Source organism: Agrobacterium sp. YIC 4121 (assembly GCF_002008205.1).
Lineage (GTDB): Bacteria > Pseudomonadota > Alphaproteobacteria > Rhizobiales > Rhizobiaceae > Agrobacterium > Agrobacterium leguminum.
In genome coordinates, this window is the sequence record NZ_MRDI01000001.1 from 310927 (window position 1) to 326624 (window position 15698).

Below are 15698 nucleotides of genomic sequence, written 5' to 3' on the forward strand. Positions count from 1 at the left end.
AACGCCGGTTGCCGACCAACGAACAGGATGAACGCCCATGTCCGCCGATTCCCGCATTCAGGCCATCACCGCCCGCATCGTCGAACGTTCCAAGCCCTACCGCGAGACCTATCTCGAGCGGCTGCGGCTGCAGGTCTCGAAGGGCGTTCACCGTTCCGTGCTTTCCTGCGGCAATCTTGCGCATGGATTTGCCGTCTGTTCCCCCGCCGACAAGGACATCCTTGCCGGCGACCGGGTTCCAAACCTCGGCATCATCACCGCCTATAACGACATGCTTTCGGCGCACCAGCCCTATGAGACCTTCCCCGCGATCATCCGCGATGCGGCAAAAGAAGCGGGTGGCATAGCCCAGGTGGCAGGCGCGGTTCCCGCCATGTGCGACGGCGTGACGCAAGGCCAGCCGGGCATGGAGCTTTCGCTGTTTTCCCGCGACGCCATCGCCATGGCGGCTGGCATCGGCCTGTCGCACAACATGTTCGACGCCGCCGTCTATCTCGGTGTTTGTGACAAGATCGTGCCCGGCCTCGTCATCGCAGCCCTCGCCTTCGGCCATCTGCCCGCCGTCTTCGTTCCCGCCGGCCCGATGACATCCGGCCTGCCGAACGACGAGAAGTCGCGCGTGCGCCAGCTTTATGCAGAAGGTAAGGTCGGCCGCGCCGAGCTTCTGGAAGCGGAATCGAAATCCTATCATGGTCCCGGCACCTGCACCTTCTACGGCACCGCCAATTCCAACCAGATGCTGATGGAGATCATGGGTTTCCACATGCCCGGTTCCTCCTTCATCAATCCCGGCACGCCGCTGCGCGATGCGTTGACGCGCGAGGCAACGAAGCGGGCGCTGGCAATTACCGCGCAGGGCAACGAGTTCACCCCGGCGGGCGAGATGATCGATGAAAGGTCGGTCGTCAACGGCGTCGTCGGCCTGCACGCAACGGGCGGTTCCACCAACCACACCATGCATCTGATCGCCATGGCGCGCGCCGCCGGCATCATCCTCACCTGGCAGGATATTTCCGATCTCTCCGACATCGTGCCGCTGCTCGCCCGCGTTTACCCGAACGGTCTTGCCGATGTGAACCATTTCCACGCCGCCGGCGGCATGGGCTTCCTCATCAAGCAGCTTTTGAAACAGGGCTTCGTGCATGACGATGTGCGCACCGTCTTCGGACAGGGCCTCGAGGCTTATACCGTGGATGCCATGCTTGACGAGAAGGGCGCGGTTGTCCGCCAGCCCTCCCCCGAGCAGAGCCACGACCCGAAGGTGCTTTCCAGCATCGAGACCCCGTTCCAGCCAACCGGCGGCCTGAAGATGCTGACCGGCAATCTCGGCAAATCGGTTATCAAGATTTCCGCCGTCAAGCCGGAACGTCACATCATCGAAGCGCCGGCTATCGTGTTCCACGACCAGCAGGAGCTTCAGGACGCGTTCAAGGACGGCAAGCTCAACCGCGATTTCATCGCCGTCGTCCGTTTCCAGGGGCCGAAGGCCAATGGCATGCCTGAGCTGCACCGCCTGACACCACCGCTCGGTGTGCTGCAGGATCGCGGCTTCAAGGTGGCGCTGGTGACCGACGGGCGCATGTCCGGCGCTTCCGGCAAGGTGCCGGCCGCCATTCATGTCACGCCGGAAGCCTCCGATTGCGGCCCGATCTCGCTTATCCGCGATGGCGACATCATCCGTCTCGACGCCATTTCGGGAACGCTGGAAGTGCTCGTTTCCGCCGCCGAACTGGCGAAACGCGAACCCGCGCGGGCCGATCTTTCCGGCAATGATTGGGGCATGGGCCGCGAGTTGTTCGCCCCCTTTCGCCGCAATGCCGGTCCGGCCGATCAGGGCGCCAGCGTTCTGTTCCATTGATTTTTGATGGGCGAAGGCCGGTGCGGCTTTCGCCTTTCAATCTCACTTTGCGGTATCGCCTGAATGCACCTCTCATCACCGAGAGCTGGCGCAGAAACCGCTTTATTTCCCCTGTCTTAAACGTCAGACTTGTCATGCGGCTGTGATGATCGCCCTTTAGGGCCTTCTTAACCGGCCGCGGGACGGCGGTGCAGTTTCGGATGATGGGGCCTGACATGACGATTTTCTCGAGCAAACGCCGCGATGTGCTGAAGCTTATGGCGGGCACCGCCCTGTTGCCGCTGATGGCGGCGGCAAAGCCAGCGCTAGCGCAGGACGTGGCGCTGCGTGCAATCGTCATCTCCGACCTGCATTCGGCCTATGAGCGTATCGGCCAGCTTCTCGCAGCCATCGAAACGCGCATCGCCGCCGACAAGGCGCCCCATATCGTCTTGCTGAACGGCGACCTTTTCGAAATCGGCAATGCGGTGGCCACACGGTCTGCCGGGGAAATCGAATGGACGTTCCTGGCGGCGCTCGCAAAGCTCGCCCCCACCGTCGTCAATATCGGCAATCATGAGCCCGATATCGACAACGATCTCGCCAATTTCGTAAGCCGCGCCCAGGCGCTCGGCATCACCGTGCTGTCCAACATCGTCGACAAGCGCAACAGCAAACCCTATGCGGCGGCCAGCGCCGAAGTAAGCGTCGGCGGGCGGAAGGTCGTTGTGGCGGGTCTCGCCACCAATGCGATCAACACCTATCCGAAGGCCACACGCGAGATGCTGGACATTCCGCAGCCGGTCGAATGGGCGAAGGCCAATCTGCCTGGGATCGTCAAACCGGATACTATCAACATCGTTCTCAGCCATGCCGGTGTCGTTGCCGACCGCGATATCCTGCCCCTGCTGCCGGACGGCACGTTGATGATCGGCGGCCATGACCACCTGAACTTCGTGCATGAACAGGGCGCGACCCGATATATTCACACCGGCTCCTGGTGCACCTCCATGACGATTGCGACCATTGCGACACCCGGCAAGGCGGCTGCCATGGAAACGGTCGCGATCGACCTCAATGCGCCTGCCTCCCCGGCTCTCAAAACGCTGATCGAGCAGACGCTCGAAAAGCACCTGACGGCGGAAGAGCGGGCCATCGTCGGTAAAAGCGCGAAGGCGATGAACGTCGATGAGGCGGGCCGCCATGTGGCGCAGCTCATCGCCGCAAAAACCGGCGCGGATGTCGGCTTCATTGCCCATACCTCGCTGGGCGCGGGCCTGCCTGATGGCGATATTCGCCGCTATGATTTTAATGCCTCGGTGCGTTTCGACGGCACGCTGATGGTGACGGAAGTGGATGGCGCGGCGCTTGCCCAAATCCTCAAGCGCTGCAACCAGCACGGCGACATTCCGCTCGCCGCGCGCACCGGCGATTATCTTTACGCCATGCCGGAAAAGCCCGAAACGAAACAGCGCTACAAACTCGTCTGCAACGACTGGTCCGCCATCAATCAGCAAAAATATTTCGGCCGCAGCGATCTTGCCTTCACGGAAGTGCCAGAGTTGAAGTTGAAGCAGACGGTTCTGGGTGGGCTCTCTTAAGCCCACTTCATCACATTGCCTTCAGAACGACCGGATATCGAGCTTCCGGTCTCTATGCGCCGGATGCGTGCTGAACACGAAAATGCGGTCCAGTTCCTTCTGCGTCAGCATGCGCAGGAAGCGGACGTGGATGGTGTTGTTGGCGTTGACGCGCAACATCACGCAGCCGATCTTGGTGATGCGGGCGTCGGGAATATCGAGATAGAACTGGTTCGGCAGGTTATATTTCGTCAGCAGCGCCAGCACCGCTTCGGTCTGAGAGATGCGGATGACATCGCAGCGGCGCGCCGCCATGTGCATCACGGCCTTTTCGGTATATTCGATGCGTGCGGCGTTCATGGTATCTTCCATGCGAAACCGGCTTTCGCGGTCATACATGAAGGATTCTTCCTTGCTCAGGTAATGGTTCCTGATGACACCCGTACCGCTCTGCACGCCCAGACTCCCATGCTCGATCAATGGATTGAGACTAGGTCATAGTCTTTAACAATTCATATCAGCGCAGGCTTAAACAGACCGGAAGCGGGACATTTCCGAGATTTTTCCACAGCGGTAAAAAGGTCAGCCCAAACCCCGGAACGAGGAGGTTCCGGGGCATGGTTTCGGTATCGACGGCGATTAGCTGCGATAGGTCTTGCCCTCGGCGTCGAAGAGGTGGAGCTTTTCCTGCGGTGCCGCAAAACGCAGGGTTTCGCCCTTGCCGATGGAAACGATGCCCGGCACCTTGACGATGATCGGCTCCTGCCCCTTGGGCGCTTCGAGATAAAGCAGCGTCACTTCGCCGAGCGCCTCGACGATCGCGACTTTTCCCTCGAAAAGATAATCGTCCCCGGTGACGATGCTCAGATCTTCCGGCCGCACACCGAAGCTCGCAGCCTTGCCCTTTTCGGTTGCGGGCGTCGGAACATAAACGGCGAGCGTCTTGCCGCCGGCAAGTTCGATGGAGGTCCTCTCACCGGTTTCGGTGATCTTTGCAGCGATGATGTTCATGGCGGGCGAGCCGATGAAGCGCGCCACGAAGAGATTGGCCGGCCTTTCGTAAAGTTCGAGCGGCGCACCCACCTGTTCCACACGGCCCGCATTCAAAACGACGATACGGTCCGCCAGCGTCATCGCCTCCACCTGGTCGTGGGTGACGTAGATCATCGTCGTATCGGCCATCTGCTCGTTGAGCTTGGCGATCTCGATGCGGGTGGCGACGCGCAGCGCCGCATCGAGGTTCGACAGGGGTTCATCGAACAGGAAGACCTTAGGATTGCGGCAAATGGCGCGGCCGATGGCGACGCGCTGGCGCTGGCCGCCGGAGAGCGCCTTGGGCAGCCGCTCCAGATATTGCGTCAGTTGCAGGATTTCGGCAGCGGCGCGAACGCGGCGGTCGATCTCCTGCTTGTTCTCTTTCGCGATCTTCATACCGAAGGCCATGTTGTCGTAAACCGTCATATGCGGATAGAGCGCATAGGACTGGAACACCATGGCGATACCCCGCCGCGAGGGCGGGATTTCATTGACGAGCTGGCCGTCAATATACATCTCGCCACCGGTGATTTCCTCCAGACCGGCGATCATGCGCAGCAGCGTCGATTTTCCGCAGCCCGAGGGACCGACGAAAACGATGAATTCGCCCTGTTCGATCTGAAGATCGATGCCGTGCAGGACCTTCACCTGCCCGTATGATTTGCGGATATCCTTGAGAACGAGACTTGTCATGGGTGTTCCTCCCTCATCTGTCAGGCGTAACGGGCGAAGAATGCGCCCCATGCCGGAAGTTCTACGCTTCTGCCTTCAAGACCGCCTGCAAAGCCGTGGCCTTCGAGAACCTCCCAGTTCCCTTCCGGCAACGTGGCCTTTGCCGGCGCTGCGGACAAATTGAAGAGGCAAAGAACGGTTTCGTTGCCCAGCTTGCGGGTATAGCTCAGCACCTCGCCCTGCACCGGCTGGAATTCGATACCACCCTTCGCGAAAGCCGGGTGCTGCCTGCGGAAAGCGAGGAAGCGGCGGTAATGTTCCAGCACCGAAGCTTCATTGCCCTGCTGGGCGCTGACGGCGCGCTGCTTGTGCTCGGCCGGAATGGGCAGCCACGTCTTGTCGGCGGTCGAGAAGCCCGCCTGCGCATGGCCGGCATCCCACACCATCGGCGTGCGGCAACCGTCGCGACCCTTGAATTCCGGCCAGAACTGTATGCCGTAGGGATCCTGCAAATCTTCGAAAGCGATGTCCGCTTCGGTGAGGCCGAGTTCTTCACCCTCATAGATGCAGACGGAACCGCGCTGTGTCATCAGCAGCGCCGAAAGCACCTTGGCGAAGGCGTCCTTATCTTCGACATGCTCGCCCCAGCGGCTGACATGGCGTACCACATCGTGGTTGGAGAAGGCCCAGCAGGCCCAGCCTTCCGGTGCGGCTTTCGCAAAATCCGCCTGCACATCGGCGACGCGCTGCGGGGTGAGCGCATCGGGGGCGAGGAATTCGAAGGCGTAGCACATCTGCATCTTGTCATCGCCGGAGGTATATTCACCGACGATTTCGAGGCCGCGCTGGCTGTCACCCACTTCGCCGACGGCGGCGATGTCGGGGAATTCGTCCAGCACCGCGCGGAAGCGCTTCAGGAAGGCGATATTTTCCGGGCGGTTCTTGTCGTAGAGATGCTCCTGGAAGTTATAGGGATTGACCGCCGGAGCCGTCGAGGCGTTGCGGCGCTCCGGCGCCAGCGCCGGGTTGTCGCGCAGCTCGAGGTCATGGAAATAGAAGTTGATGGTGTCGAGGCGGAAACCGTCGACGCCGCGCTTCAGCCAGAAGCGGGTGATGTTCAGCAGCTCTTCCTGAACTTCCGGATTATGCAGATTGAGGTCCGGCTGCGAGGTCAGGAAGTTGTGCATGTAATATTGCATGCGGGTCGGATCCCACTGCCAGGCGGACCCGCCGAAGATCGACAGCCAGTTATTGGGCGGTGTGCCGTCCGGCTTGCTGTCCGACCAGACGTACCAGTCCGATTTCGGATTGTTGCGGCTGGCGCGGCTTTCCACGAACCACGGATGCTGGTCCGACGTGTGCGACATCACAAGGTCGATCATGACGCGGATGCCAAGGCGATGGGCCTCGGCGATCAGCCCGTCGAAATCGGCAAGCGTGCCGAACATCGGATCGACATCGACATAATTCGAGACGTCGTAACCGAAATCCTTCATCGGCGAGGTGAAGAAGGGCGAAATCCAGATCGCGTCGGCACCCAGATTGGCAATATGCGCCAGACGGTCGGTGATGCCCTTGAGGTCGCCAATGCCATCGCCATTGGAGTCCTGATAGGAGCGCGGGTAAATCTGATAGATAACAGCGCCGCGCCACCAGTCCTTGTTGGGTGTCAAAGCGGAAGTCACCGAAGCGGTCATGGAAGTGTCCTGTCTGGTATGGGCGTTCATGGAATAATCAGCCTCCCTTGACGGAGCCTGCGAGCAGGCCACGCACGAGATAACGTTGAAGAGCGAAGAAAACGCAGAGCGGCACGACGATGGTGACGAAGGCCGAGGCGGTGAGGATTTCCCAGTTGCCGCCGCGCGAACCGAGCAGCGCATTGAGCGCACCGGTCAGCACCAGCTCGTCCTTCTGCGTGCCGAGGAAGACCATGGCCACGAGCAGGTCATTCCAGGTCCACAGGAACTGGAAGATGGCGAAGGAGGCGAGCGCCGGAAAGGAGAGCGGCAGGATGATCTTGACGAATATTTCAAAATCGCTCGCGCCATCGACACGGGCGCTTTCGATGATCTCTTTCGGCAGGCCGGAAATATAGTTGCGCAGCAGATAGATGGCGAGCGGCAGGCCGAAGGCGGTGTGCGCCAGCCAGATGCCGGCATAGGTCTTGGATGGCACGCCGAAGATGGTGCCGATTTCATTATAGAGCCTGAGAAGCGGGATCAGCGACATCTGCAGCGGCACGACGATAAGGCCCACTACCATGGCAATCAGCAGATTGCGGCCGGAAAAGCTCATCCATGACAGCGCATAGGCGGCGAAGGCGGCAATCAGGATCGGGATGACGGTCGCCGGCACGGCGACGGTGAGCGAGTTGACGAAGGACTGGCCGATGCCTTCCGAGGTCAGGACCGTGCGATAATTATCGAGCGTGAAGACGGGCGGCGTCGCGACGGAAATATAGACGCGCTTGCCGCGAGAGCCTTCGAAGCTCGCGGCCTTGCTGTATTCGTAGCTACCGTCCGTATTAACGAGTAATGTTTCGCCGTCACCGATCTCGGCCGCCTCGCCGGCTTTGAACGCCGTGGGTTCCTGTACGCGAACGCCGAAGGCCGCAACCTTGCCGCCCTGTCCGTTTTCGAAAACATTGCCTGATATGACATAGCGGCTGCCGTCCTGCTTCTGCACGGAAGCATCGGCGAGGCGCACTGCCGAGGTCTGTTCGGAACTGGAGAAGGCCGTCCACCAGCCCGACACGGTGATCTGGTCCTTGTCGCGCAGCGAGCTGACGAGAATGCCGAGCGTTGGCAGCAGCCAGAGCAGCACGACGACGAGAACACTGGCATGGACGATGAGGCGCGGCAGGCCGACGCGGCGAAGGCGTTTGAAAATATTCATCTCAGCGGCCCTCCATCTCGCGGTTTGCCTGGCGGATATTCCAGACCATGATCGGGGTGACGGCCGCCATGATGATGAGCGCGATGACCGCACTTCGGCCGCTGTCGCCACCGCCGCGGAACATCCAGTCGAACATGAGATTGGCGAGAACCATGGTGTTCCATTGCCCGTTGGTCATGGTCAGTACGATATCGAAGACCTTGAGCACGAGAATGGTGATCGTCGTCCAGACGACGGCGATGGTGCCCCAGATTTGCGGAACCATGATCTTCCAGAAGATCTGCCAGCCATTGGCCCCGTCGATGACGGCCGCCTCGATGGTTTCTTCCGGAATGCCGCGCAGCGCCGCCGACAGGATGACCATGGCAAAACCGGTCTGAATCCAGATGAGGATGACCATCAGGAAGAAATTGTTCCAGAAGGGCATGGAAATCCAGACCTCGGGATTGCCGCCGAAAAACTCGACGATGGCGTTCAAGAGGCCGATCTGCACCTGCCCTTCGGCGCGATACTCATAGATGAACTTCCAGATTACCGATGCGCCAACGAAGGAGATCGCCATCGGCATGAAGACGATGGATTTGGCGATATTGCCCCACCAGATGCGGTCGGTCATGACCGCGATAACGAGGCCGAAGAAGGTGCAGGCGGCCGGAACGACGGCCAGCCAGAGGATATTGTTGAAGATCGACTGCCGGAAACCGGCATCGAAAAACGCCCAGCGATAATTGGCAAGACCGACGAATTCGCTGCCGGTCCGGTCATAGAAAGACAGGATCAGCGTGGCGATGACAGGGTAAACCAGATAGACCAGCAGGAGGATCAAAGCCGGACCGATGAACAGCCAGGGCCGGACCGCCGCGCGGCGATTGAGGTTACGGGATGCCTGCAATACGTCTCCCGAGCGGACCGGAAAGATCGCCTGAAGCACCTTGTCGGATAGCCAGTAATAGGCAGCGCAGGCAAAGACCCCCGCCACCATCACGCCGATGGCCGAAACGAGTTGTTGAGCCATGTTCCCTCCCTTGATCCTCTCCGCGCCGCGCTGATTTATGCGGTCGTCGGGGCAGCGCCGTTGGTAAGGGCCCGGCAGCAAACCGCCGGGCCCGATCCGATATCTTTACTTCAGGCCGTCCCAGGCCTTCTGGATATCGCTCGCGACCTGATCCGCGGACTTGCCGCCGACGAAATCGATCATGCCGGTCCAGAATGCACCAGCGCCGATCTTGCCGGGCATGAGGTCGGAACCGTCGAAGCCGAAGCTTGTCGCGGTCGTCAGGATTTCACCCTGTCGCTTCATCTGCTCATTGGCATAGGCATCGACATTCACACCCTTATAGGGCGTGAGGAAGCTGGACTGCGCCATCCAGACCTCATGGGCGATCGGCGTTTGCAGGAATTCGACGAAAGCCTTGGCGGCAGGCGCTTCCTTGGTGATGGTGACCAGCGTGCCAGCGCCGAGAACCGGCTTGCCGAGGTCAGGCTTGGACGCGTAAGTCGGCATGTAGAAGAAATCCGCATCCGTCCCCACTTTGGTGCCTTCCGGGAAGAAGGACGGAATGAACGACGCCTGATGGTGCAGGTAGCACTTCGGCGGAATGTCGAAGAGGCCCTTGGGGCTGTCGCGGAAATCGGTGGAGGCCACGGCCGCGACGCCGCCGCTGACATATTTTTCGTTCTTGGCGAATTTGCCGAATTCGTTGATCGCTTCGACCACGGCCGGATCGGCGAATTTGACCTCGTTGGTCGTCCATTTCTGGTAGACGTCGAGCGGCTGGGTGCGCAGCATCAGGTCTTCCACCCAGTCCGTTGCCGGCCAGCCGGTGGCGCCACCGGAGCCGAGACCGATGCACCAGGGCGTGCCGCCATCGGCAACGATCTGGTCCGTCAGCTTGAACAGGTCTTCCATGCTCTCGGGCACCTTGTAGCCCGCTTCCTCGAAGTTCTCAGGCACGTACCAGACAAGCGACTTCACATCCGCCTTGAAGGGAAAGGCGAAATAGGCCTTATTGCCGTCCTTGCCCTTGTAGCTGCCGAGATCGACCCAGGACTGGCCCGCGCCGTAATTTTCCTTGACCCAGTCGGCGGTCTTGTCGCCGAGCGGCACGAGGAAGCCCTTGGCGGCCAGATCGGCCAGAAGGCCGGGCTGCGGCAGGATGGCGATATTGGGGGGCGAGCCCGCCTGCGTATCGATGACGATCTGCTGCTCGTAATTTTCCGACGAGGAATAACGGACGTTCACGCCGGTCGCATCAGCGAAATAGGCAAGCACCGACTGGAACAGGGCCTCGTCTTCACCGCGCCACGGGCCGAAAATCGTCAGCGTCTGGCCTTTCAGGTCGGCATGGGCCGCCTTGAAGTCCTCGTAGCTTTTCCAGTTGAACTTGGCGTCGCCGCCGGGTGCAAACTTCAGGTCGGCGGCAAAGGCCGCACCGGACAGCCAAGCCATGACGGCGGCCGTCGCCAAAAGAGTCTTCTGCATGTGATTTACCTCCCATCACATAAAAGGCTCAAAGCGTCCTCTCCAATCAAAGCGCTTTGGCTGCCTATTCATCTCATTGTCATTAAGACGGAGTCAAGAGGCTCTTTCTGCGGAAACGTTGCAGCGCCCTATGAATAGTCATATTTAATTCGGAAGGCGGCTATCCTTTTCGATTGAGAAATACGGTGGAGACTGGTAAAAATCTAAAGCGCTTTGGGAATTGAGGAGAGGCTTTGCCGTATTCCCGGGCGCGCGCATGGAGGAATGACAGACATGAACCTGAAACAGCTGTCGCAACTGCTGGGCATTTCACAGACGACCATCAGCAGGGCGCTCAACGGCTATCCGGAGGTCAGCGCCGAAACGCGCCGCCGCGTCATGGAGGCTGCCGAAAAGACGGGATACCGCCCGAATGCCGCGGCACAGCGGCTGGCGACAGGCAAGGTCGGCTCCATCGGGCTTGTCATGCCGATTGGCGAGCATCACCGTTCCGACGTGCATTTCGGCGAATTCCTGAGCGGTCTCGGAGAAGAGGCATCACGCAGCGGCTTTCATCTCGTGATCATGCCGACCGAGCCGGAAAAGGAGCGCGAAGCCCTGCGGGGGCTCGCCGCAAGCGGCAGCGTCGATGGCATCTATCTCGCCTATATGAAGAAGAACGACCCGCGCATCGCCATGATGCAATCGCTCTCCCTGCCCTTCCTCGTGCATGGCCGCTCCGTCGGCGTGGAGGAGGATTATCCCTATCTCGACGTGGACAATGAGGGTGCCTTCCGCGATGCGACCCAGCTTCTCCTCCAGCTTGGCCATACGCGGATCGGGCTTCTGAACGGCCCGGAGGGTTATGATTTCACCTACCGGCGCTGTCTCGGGGTCGAAAACGCGCTTTCGGCAAATGGCCTGACATTGCATGCGAACAACAAGAGACACAGCAGCATGACCGACGAGGAAGGTTATCTCGGCATGGAAGCGTTGCTGTCACGCCCGGAAAAACCGACCGCCATCCTTTGCGCCAGTACCGCGCTTGCGCTCGGCGCGATCCGTTCGCTCAACCAGCGGGGCTTGAAACCCGGCAAGGATATTTCGCTGATCGCCCATGACGACGTGCTGCCACTTTTGAAGCCCGATAATTTTTCCGTGCCGCTGACCACCACCCGTTCGTCGCTGAGGGCGGCGGGGGTGCGCGTGGGCCAGCGCCTGATCAATCGCATCAAGCTGAACCAGACGGAACCGCATCAGGAACTCTGGAAGGCGGAACTCGTGGTGCGCGCCTCGACGGGGCCGGCTCCGAAAGCGTAAAGTCTGGCCTCAATCCCCCGGCCGTCATACCGGCCTTGAGCCGGTATCCAGCCAGCCCAAGTCCTTGGGCTGAAAAGAGTCGTCTCGCCGCGCAGACGCGCGTCGGCTGGATTCCGGCTCCAGGCCGGAATGACGGAAGTGAGGGCGCAGCGCACAAAAATCGCTGTGCCGTGTAGTTTGATTGAACGCAACAGGATTAAAACTTTGGCGCGGTCAGACCCAGCGCGCGATGGGCGGCGATGACGGTGTTGGCCATCAGCATGGCGATCGTCATCGGGCCGACGCCGCCGGGAACCGGCGTGATAGCGGCGGCGACGGCGCTCGCCTCGTCATAGGCGACATCGCCCACCAGCTTCGACTTGCCTTCGCCTTTTTCCGGCGCCGGAATGCGGTTGATGCCGACATCGATGACCGTCGCGCCGGGTTTTACCCAGTCGCCCTTGACCATCGCCGCGCGACCGACCGCCGCGACCAGAATATCCGCCGTTTTGCAGATGCCGGCCAGATCCTTGGTGCGGGAATGCGCCATCGTCACCGTGGCATTGGCATTCAGGAGAAGCTGGCCCATGGGCTTGCCGAACAGGTTGGAGCGGCCGATGACCACGGCGTTGAGGCCGGAAAGGTCTTCGCCGTGAATACCACGTACCAGAAGCATGGCGCCGGCAGGCGTGCAGGAAATGAGACCGGTTGCGAGATCGCCGGTCGCGAGCTTACCGGCATTCAGCACGCTCAAGCCATCCACATCCTTCTCCGGCAGGATCGACTGGATGATCTCATCGGAATTGAAGTGTTTCGGCAGGGGAAGCTGCACCAGAATGCCATGGATGGAGGCATCGGCATTCAATTCGCCGACAAGCTTCAGGAGTGCGGCCTGCGTGGTTTCCTCCGGCAGCGTGTGCTGAATGGAGTTGAAACCGCATTGCTTGGCCATCTTGCTCTTGGAGTTCACGTAAGCGTGGCTGGCCGGATCGTTTCCGACGATGACAACCGCGAGACCGGGCTTTACGCCCTTTTCCGCCTCAAGCGCTTCTGCCGATTTGCGGACCGCCTCCGTTACCGAAGCCGCCTTCGCCTTCCCGTCAATCACAACTGCCATGCGTCCTGCTCCTGCTGGGTTACGTAGGCTCCGTATGGTGCCCCCTTCGCAGGAATGCAAGCGAAAATGCGGCGTTTTCAGGCTGTTTTGCGGTAGTCTTCGCGGCGATCGGCGTAATCGGCAAGACGCTCTCTCAGGAACGCCAGTTCGCGTCGCAATTCCATCAGTTCCTCGGCTTCGGCCTGGGCATGGTCGAAGTCCCCGGCCAAGGCTTCGGCCAGAAGCGGTGGAAGTCCGGAAGAGGCCGGATCAGCACTCCTGACCGTGCGGTTGCCCATCAGGACCTGCCGCACGCGCTCGTCCAGCGGCATGTCGTCGTCGTCATTGACGGCCTCGCCGTAATAATCGGCAAAGCCGTCTTCCTCCGGCTTGATGTCCTCTGCGGCGACGTCCGGCAGATCGTCGAACACAGCGGGCTCGATCGGTTCGAATTCGGAAATCTGCAGAGACTCGACCGGCGGCTCGACGGAGGATGGAAGTTGCGCGCCCTCTTCGCTGAGCAATGCGCCCTCCTCTTCCTCATCATGGCGACGGTAGCTCAGGAGATAAAGACTGCCCATCAGGCCGATCAAGGCGCCGCCGCCCGCCAGCATGGCAGCTTGCGTCAGATCGCGGGTCAACTCGCCGGGGGCGGCCTTTTTCACCAAACGGGTCTCGACCGCGGGCGTGGCGGAGGCGGAGAGGTCGCGGCGTTCGCTTGCCTCGAGATAGACATTTCGCGCCGTTTCCAGTTCGCCCTGCAATCTGGAGAACTCGCCGGGGGCGACACCGAGTTCGTTCAGGCGGTCGAGGTATTTCTTTTGCTCGCCATTGGCGGTCGCGATCTCCTGAGAGATGCGCTTTTCATCCGCCCGCAGCCCTTCCAGCAATTGCCGCAATGCGGGGGCGGCAAGCGCCTGTGCGGCATCCACCGCATTCTGGGCGGCGATGCGGCGGGGGTGTTTCGGGCCGTAATCGACCGAAACCGCAGCAAGCGCCATGCTAGCGGTCGAGTGTTTCTGCCTGATATCCTCAAGCGCCGAAAAACCCACGCCGGCCGGCAGAGGCTTCGCAAAGACATCATTCGGCTTCAGCGCCGATGCCGCCGTCAAATCGGCCTGAATGGCCAATTGCTGCCGGGTGGTTCGCTCCAGACTGTCGTTTACGTCGCGCAGCTGCTGTTCGAGTTGCTGCGCCTCGGCCATCACGGCGTCACCGTGGCGCATCTGGAAACCGTTCAGCGCCGCTTCCGCTTCATCGAGCCTTGTCCGCGCCCTCTCCGTCTCGCGCATGGCGGGCGTCATGGTGCCGGCCTTGCCATCGGCGATCACGCGCATCGAGAGGTAATCGGTCAGCCGCATGGCGGTTTCCGGCGTTGCGGCCTTGCCGGTCACGATCAGCGTATTTTCATCCGGAGTGAGTTCCAGCCGGATCGCTTCGCCCACCGCACCGTTCAGCGCCTCACGCTCGGATAGCGGACGCGCATCCGCGCCGGTCAGAAGGTCGAAAAGCAGGCCAAGCTCGCCCTGATTGCGAACGCCGACCATATCGGCGGACTTCAGCTTGAGATCGGCGGTTATGCGGTCGAGCCCGGAGTGTGAAAGCAGGGTACGACGCGCCATCGCCAGAAAGCGGGCAGCATCGGGGGCATCGTAAGCGGTCTGTGAGACCTCGATCCGGGCCTGCGAAACATAACCGCGAAAGCCCGAATCGACCAGCAGAAGCGGAAGGGCAGCCCCGGCAACGGTGGCAGCGGCGATGCAGCCGGACGTCAGGAGCCGCCGACAATGTCTGCGCCATTGCGATACGGGCACAGCGACATCATTCTCGTCAGGGCGGATCGCCATCATGTCCGGATTGTCATCAACCATCTGAAGCCGTCTGCCGCCCTCGGTGCCGCCCGTAACGGGCGACTGTCAAAACCTTACGAGAGGTTAAAGGATCGTGGCAAACAAATGGTTAACGCAACGCCTGCGAGAACGGCATCAGCTCTTGCCGAGCGCGATGTGCCAGGGTTCGGCGCAGAGGCTGTAGAGCCAGCTCATGTGAAGCTTGCGGAAAATTTCCGGCATGCCGGCCACTTCCGAAGACAGGACCTTGAACAGCGGGCCAACCGCGATGGTGACCCGTGCATTCTCACGGCTGACGGTGCGGTGCAGCCATGTCTCCTGGTTTTCCTTCGACATTCCCGCCAGCAGAACATCCACCTTAACGCCCGATGCATCGCGGTTCAGCATGACGAAATCGTGCCAGGGCGCGTGCGCCCGCAACCTGGCGAGAACTTCGCCGATCTGCGCCGCATCATCTCCCGCCACACCGATACGCTTCGGCACGGCCATATAGGTCAGAAGCGCCATCACAAAGGCGACGCCGTCGATGGGCGCAGGCAAAGGCTCACCATTCTCGTTGCGCGCGGCGACCCTCATTGCCTTGCCCTGCGGCAGAAGCAGGCAGCTTTCCAGAATCTGCCGGTAGGCGTTGTCCCTGAGCGAAAGCTTCGCCTTTTCGATGGTGAGAAAGGACAGCATCGTGTGTCCTTCACAGGCAGACGCCCTGCCGCTGACCAATTCCAGCGCCCCATTCCAGTCGAGATCACAGACGCGCAGTCCGTGGATATTCCGTTGCGATTCCGGCCGCGCGAAACCTGACGCAAAACTCATTGCCAACCCCCAAATGCCAAACCCATCGCCACCGATCCAATGCAGGGTCTGCGGGATGGTGGTTCATGGGTTCGTTATACAGGTGCAGGTTGAATTTAGCTTGAAAGCAATCTCTAGAATGCCTGGGGATGCGGCAAGAGACAATTAACCAGAAGGATGCTCC

Annotated in this window: 12 protein-coding genes; 3 read left to right on the forward strand and 9 right to left on the reverse strand. The window is 60.7% G+C overall.

Going from position 1 to position 15698, the window contains the following annotated elements; genetic code table 11:
- Positions 1-37 precede the first annotated feature (37 nt).
- Both edd and BTE54_RS01595 read left to right on the forward strand, forming a co-directional pair.
- Entirely contained in the window at positions 38-1858 is a 1821-nt protein-coding gene (edd, locus tag BTE54_RS01590; RefSeq protein WP_078051244.1) for a phosphogluconate dehydratase, read from the forward strand.
- 215 nt (positions 1859-2073) lie between these two features.
- A complete protein-coding gene (locus tag BTE54_RS01595) occupies positions 2074-3438 on the forward strand; it encodes a metallophosphoesterase (protein WP_078051503.1) in 1365 nt (454 codons plus the stop codon).
- Positions 3439-3459: 21 nt separating this feature from the next.
- Here BTE54_RS01595 and BTE54_RS01600 read toward each other — a convergent pair whose 3' ends face one another.
- From BTE54_RS01600 to BTE54_RS01625, 6 genes are all read right to left on the reverse strand, one after another.
- A complete protein-coding gene (locus BTE54_RS01600; protein WP_035236048.1) occupies positions 3460-3816 on the reverse strand; it encodes a hypothetical protein in 357 nt (118 codons plus the stop codon).
- A gap of 240 nt (positions 3817-4056) precedes the next feature.
- Complete coding sequence (gene ugpC / locus BTE54_RS01605) at positions 4057-5145, reverse strand: sn-glycerol-3-phosphate ABC transporter ATP-binding protein UgpC (protein WP_078051245.1); 1089 nt, start codon at positions 5143-5145, stop codon at positions 4057-4059.
- A 20-nt stretch (positions 5146-5165) separates the two neighbouring features.
- Positions 5166-6821 (reverse strand): alpha-glucosidase family protein, encoded by a 1656-nt coding sequence (locus BTE54_RS01610; RefSeq protein ID WP_078051505.1) that lies wholly within the window; start codon positions 6819-6821, stop codon positions 5166-5168.
- A gap of 37 nt (positions 6822-6858) precedes the next feature.
- On the reverse strand, positions 6859-8019 hold the full coding sequence (locus tag BTE54_RS01615; protein ID WP_078051246.1) for a carbohydrate ABC transporter permease: 1161 nt from the start codon (positions 8017-8019) through the stop codon (positions 6859-6861).
- A 1-nt stretch (position 8020) separates the two neighbouring features.
- Entirely contained in the window at positions 8021-9034 is a 1014-nt protein-coding gene (locus BTE54_RS01620; RefSeq protein ID WP_078051247.1) for a sugar ABC transporter permease, read from the reverse strand.
- 105 nt (positions 9035-9139) lie between these two features.
- Positions 9140-10501, reverse strand: a complete 1362-nt coding sequence (locus tag BTE54_RS01625; protein WP_078051248.1) for an ABC transporter substrate-binding protein — start codon at positions 10499-10501, stop codon at positions 9140-9142.
- A 273-nt stretch (positions 10502-10774) separates the two neighbouring features.
- Here BTE54_RS01625 and BTE54_RS01630 point away from each other — a divergent pair, with 273 nt between their 5' ends.
- On the forward strand, positions 10775-11800 hold the full coding sequence (locus tag BTE54_RS01630; RefSeq protein ID WP_078051249.1) for a LacI family DNA-binding transcriptional regulator: 1026 nt from the start codon (positions 10775-10777) through the stop codon (positions 11798-11800).
- A gap of 196 nt (positions 11801-11996) precedes the next feature.
- Here the strand turns inward: BTE54_RS01630 and folD are convergent, their stop codons facing one another.
- The 3 genes from folD to BTE54_RS01645 all read right to left on the reverse strand — a co-directional run bounded on the left by folD (position 11997) and on the right by BTE54_RS01645 (position 15535).
- Positions 11997-12896 carry a bifunctional methylenetetrahydrofolate dehydrogenase/methenyltetrahydrofolate cyclohydrolase FolD gene (gene folD, locus BTE54_RS01635; protein WP_078051250.1) on the reverse strand — a complete coding sequence of 300 codons (900 nt, stop codon included), beginning with the start codon at positions 12894-12896 and terminating at the stop codon, positions 11997-11999.
- Positions 12897-12973: 77 nt separating this feature from the next.
- Entirely contained in the window at positions 12974-14746 is a 1773-nt protein-coding gene (locus tag BTE54_RS01640; protein ID WP_078051251.1) for a GumC family protein, read from the reverse strand.
- A 114-nt stretch (positions 14747-14860) separates the two neighbouring features.
- Positions 14861-15535 (reverse strand): WecB/TagA/CpsF family glycosyltransferase, encoded by a 675-nt coding sequence (locus BTE54_RS01645; protein WP_078051252.1) that lies wholly within the window; start codon positions 15533-15535, stop codon positions 14861-14863.
- Positions 15536-15698: the final 163 nt, after the last annotated feature.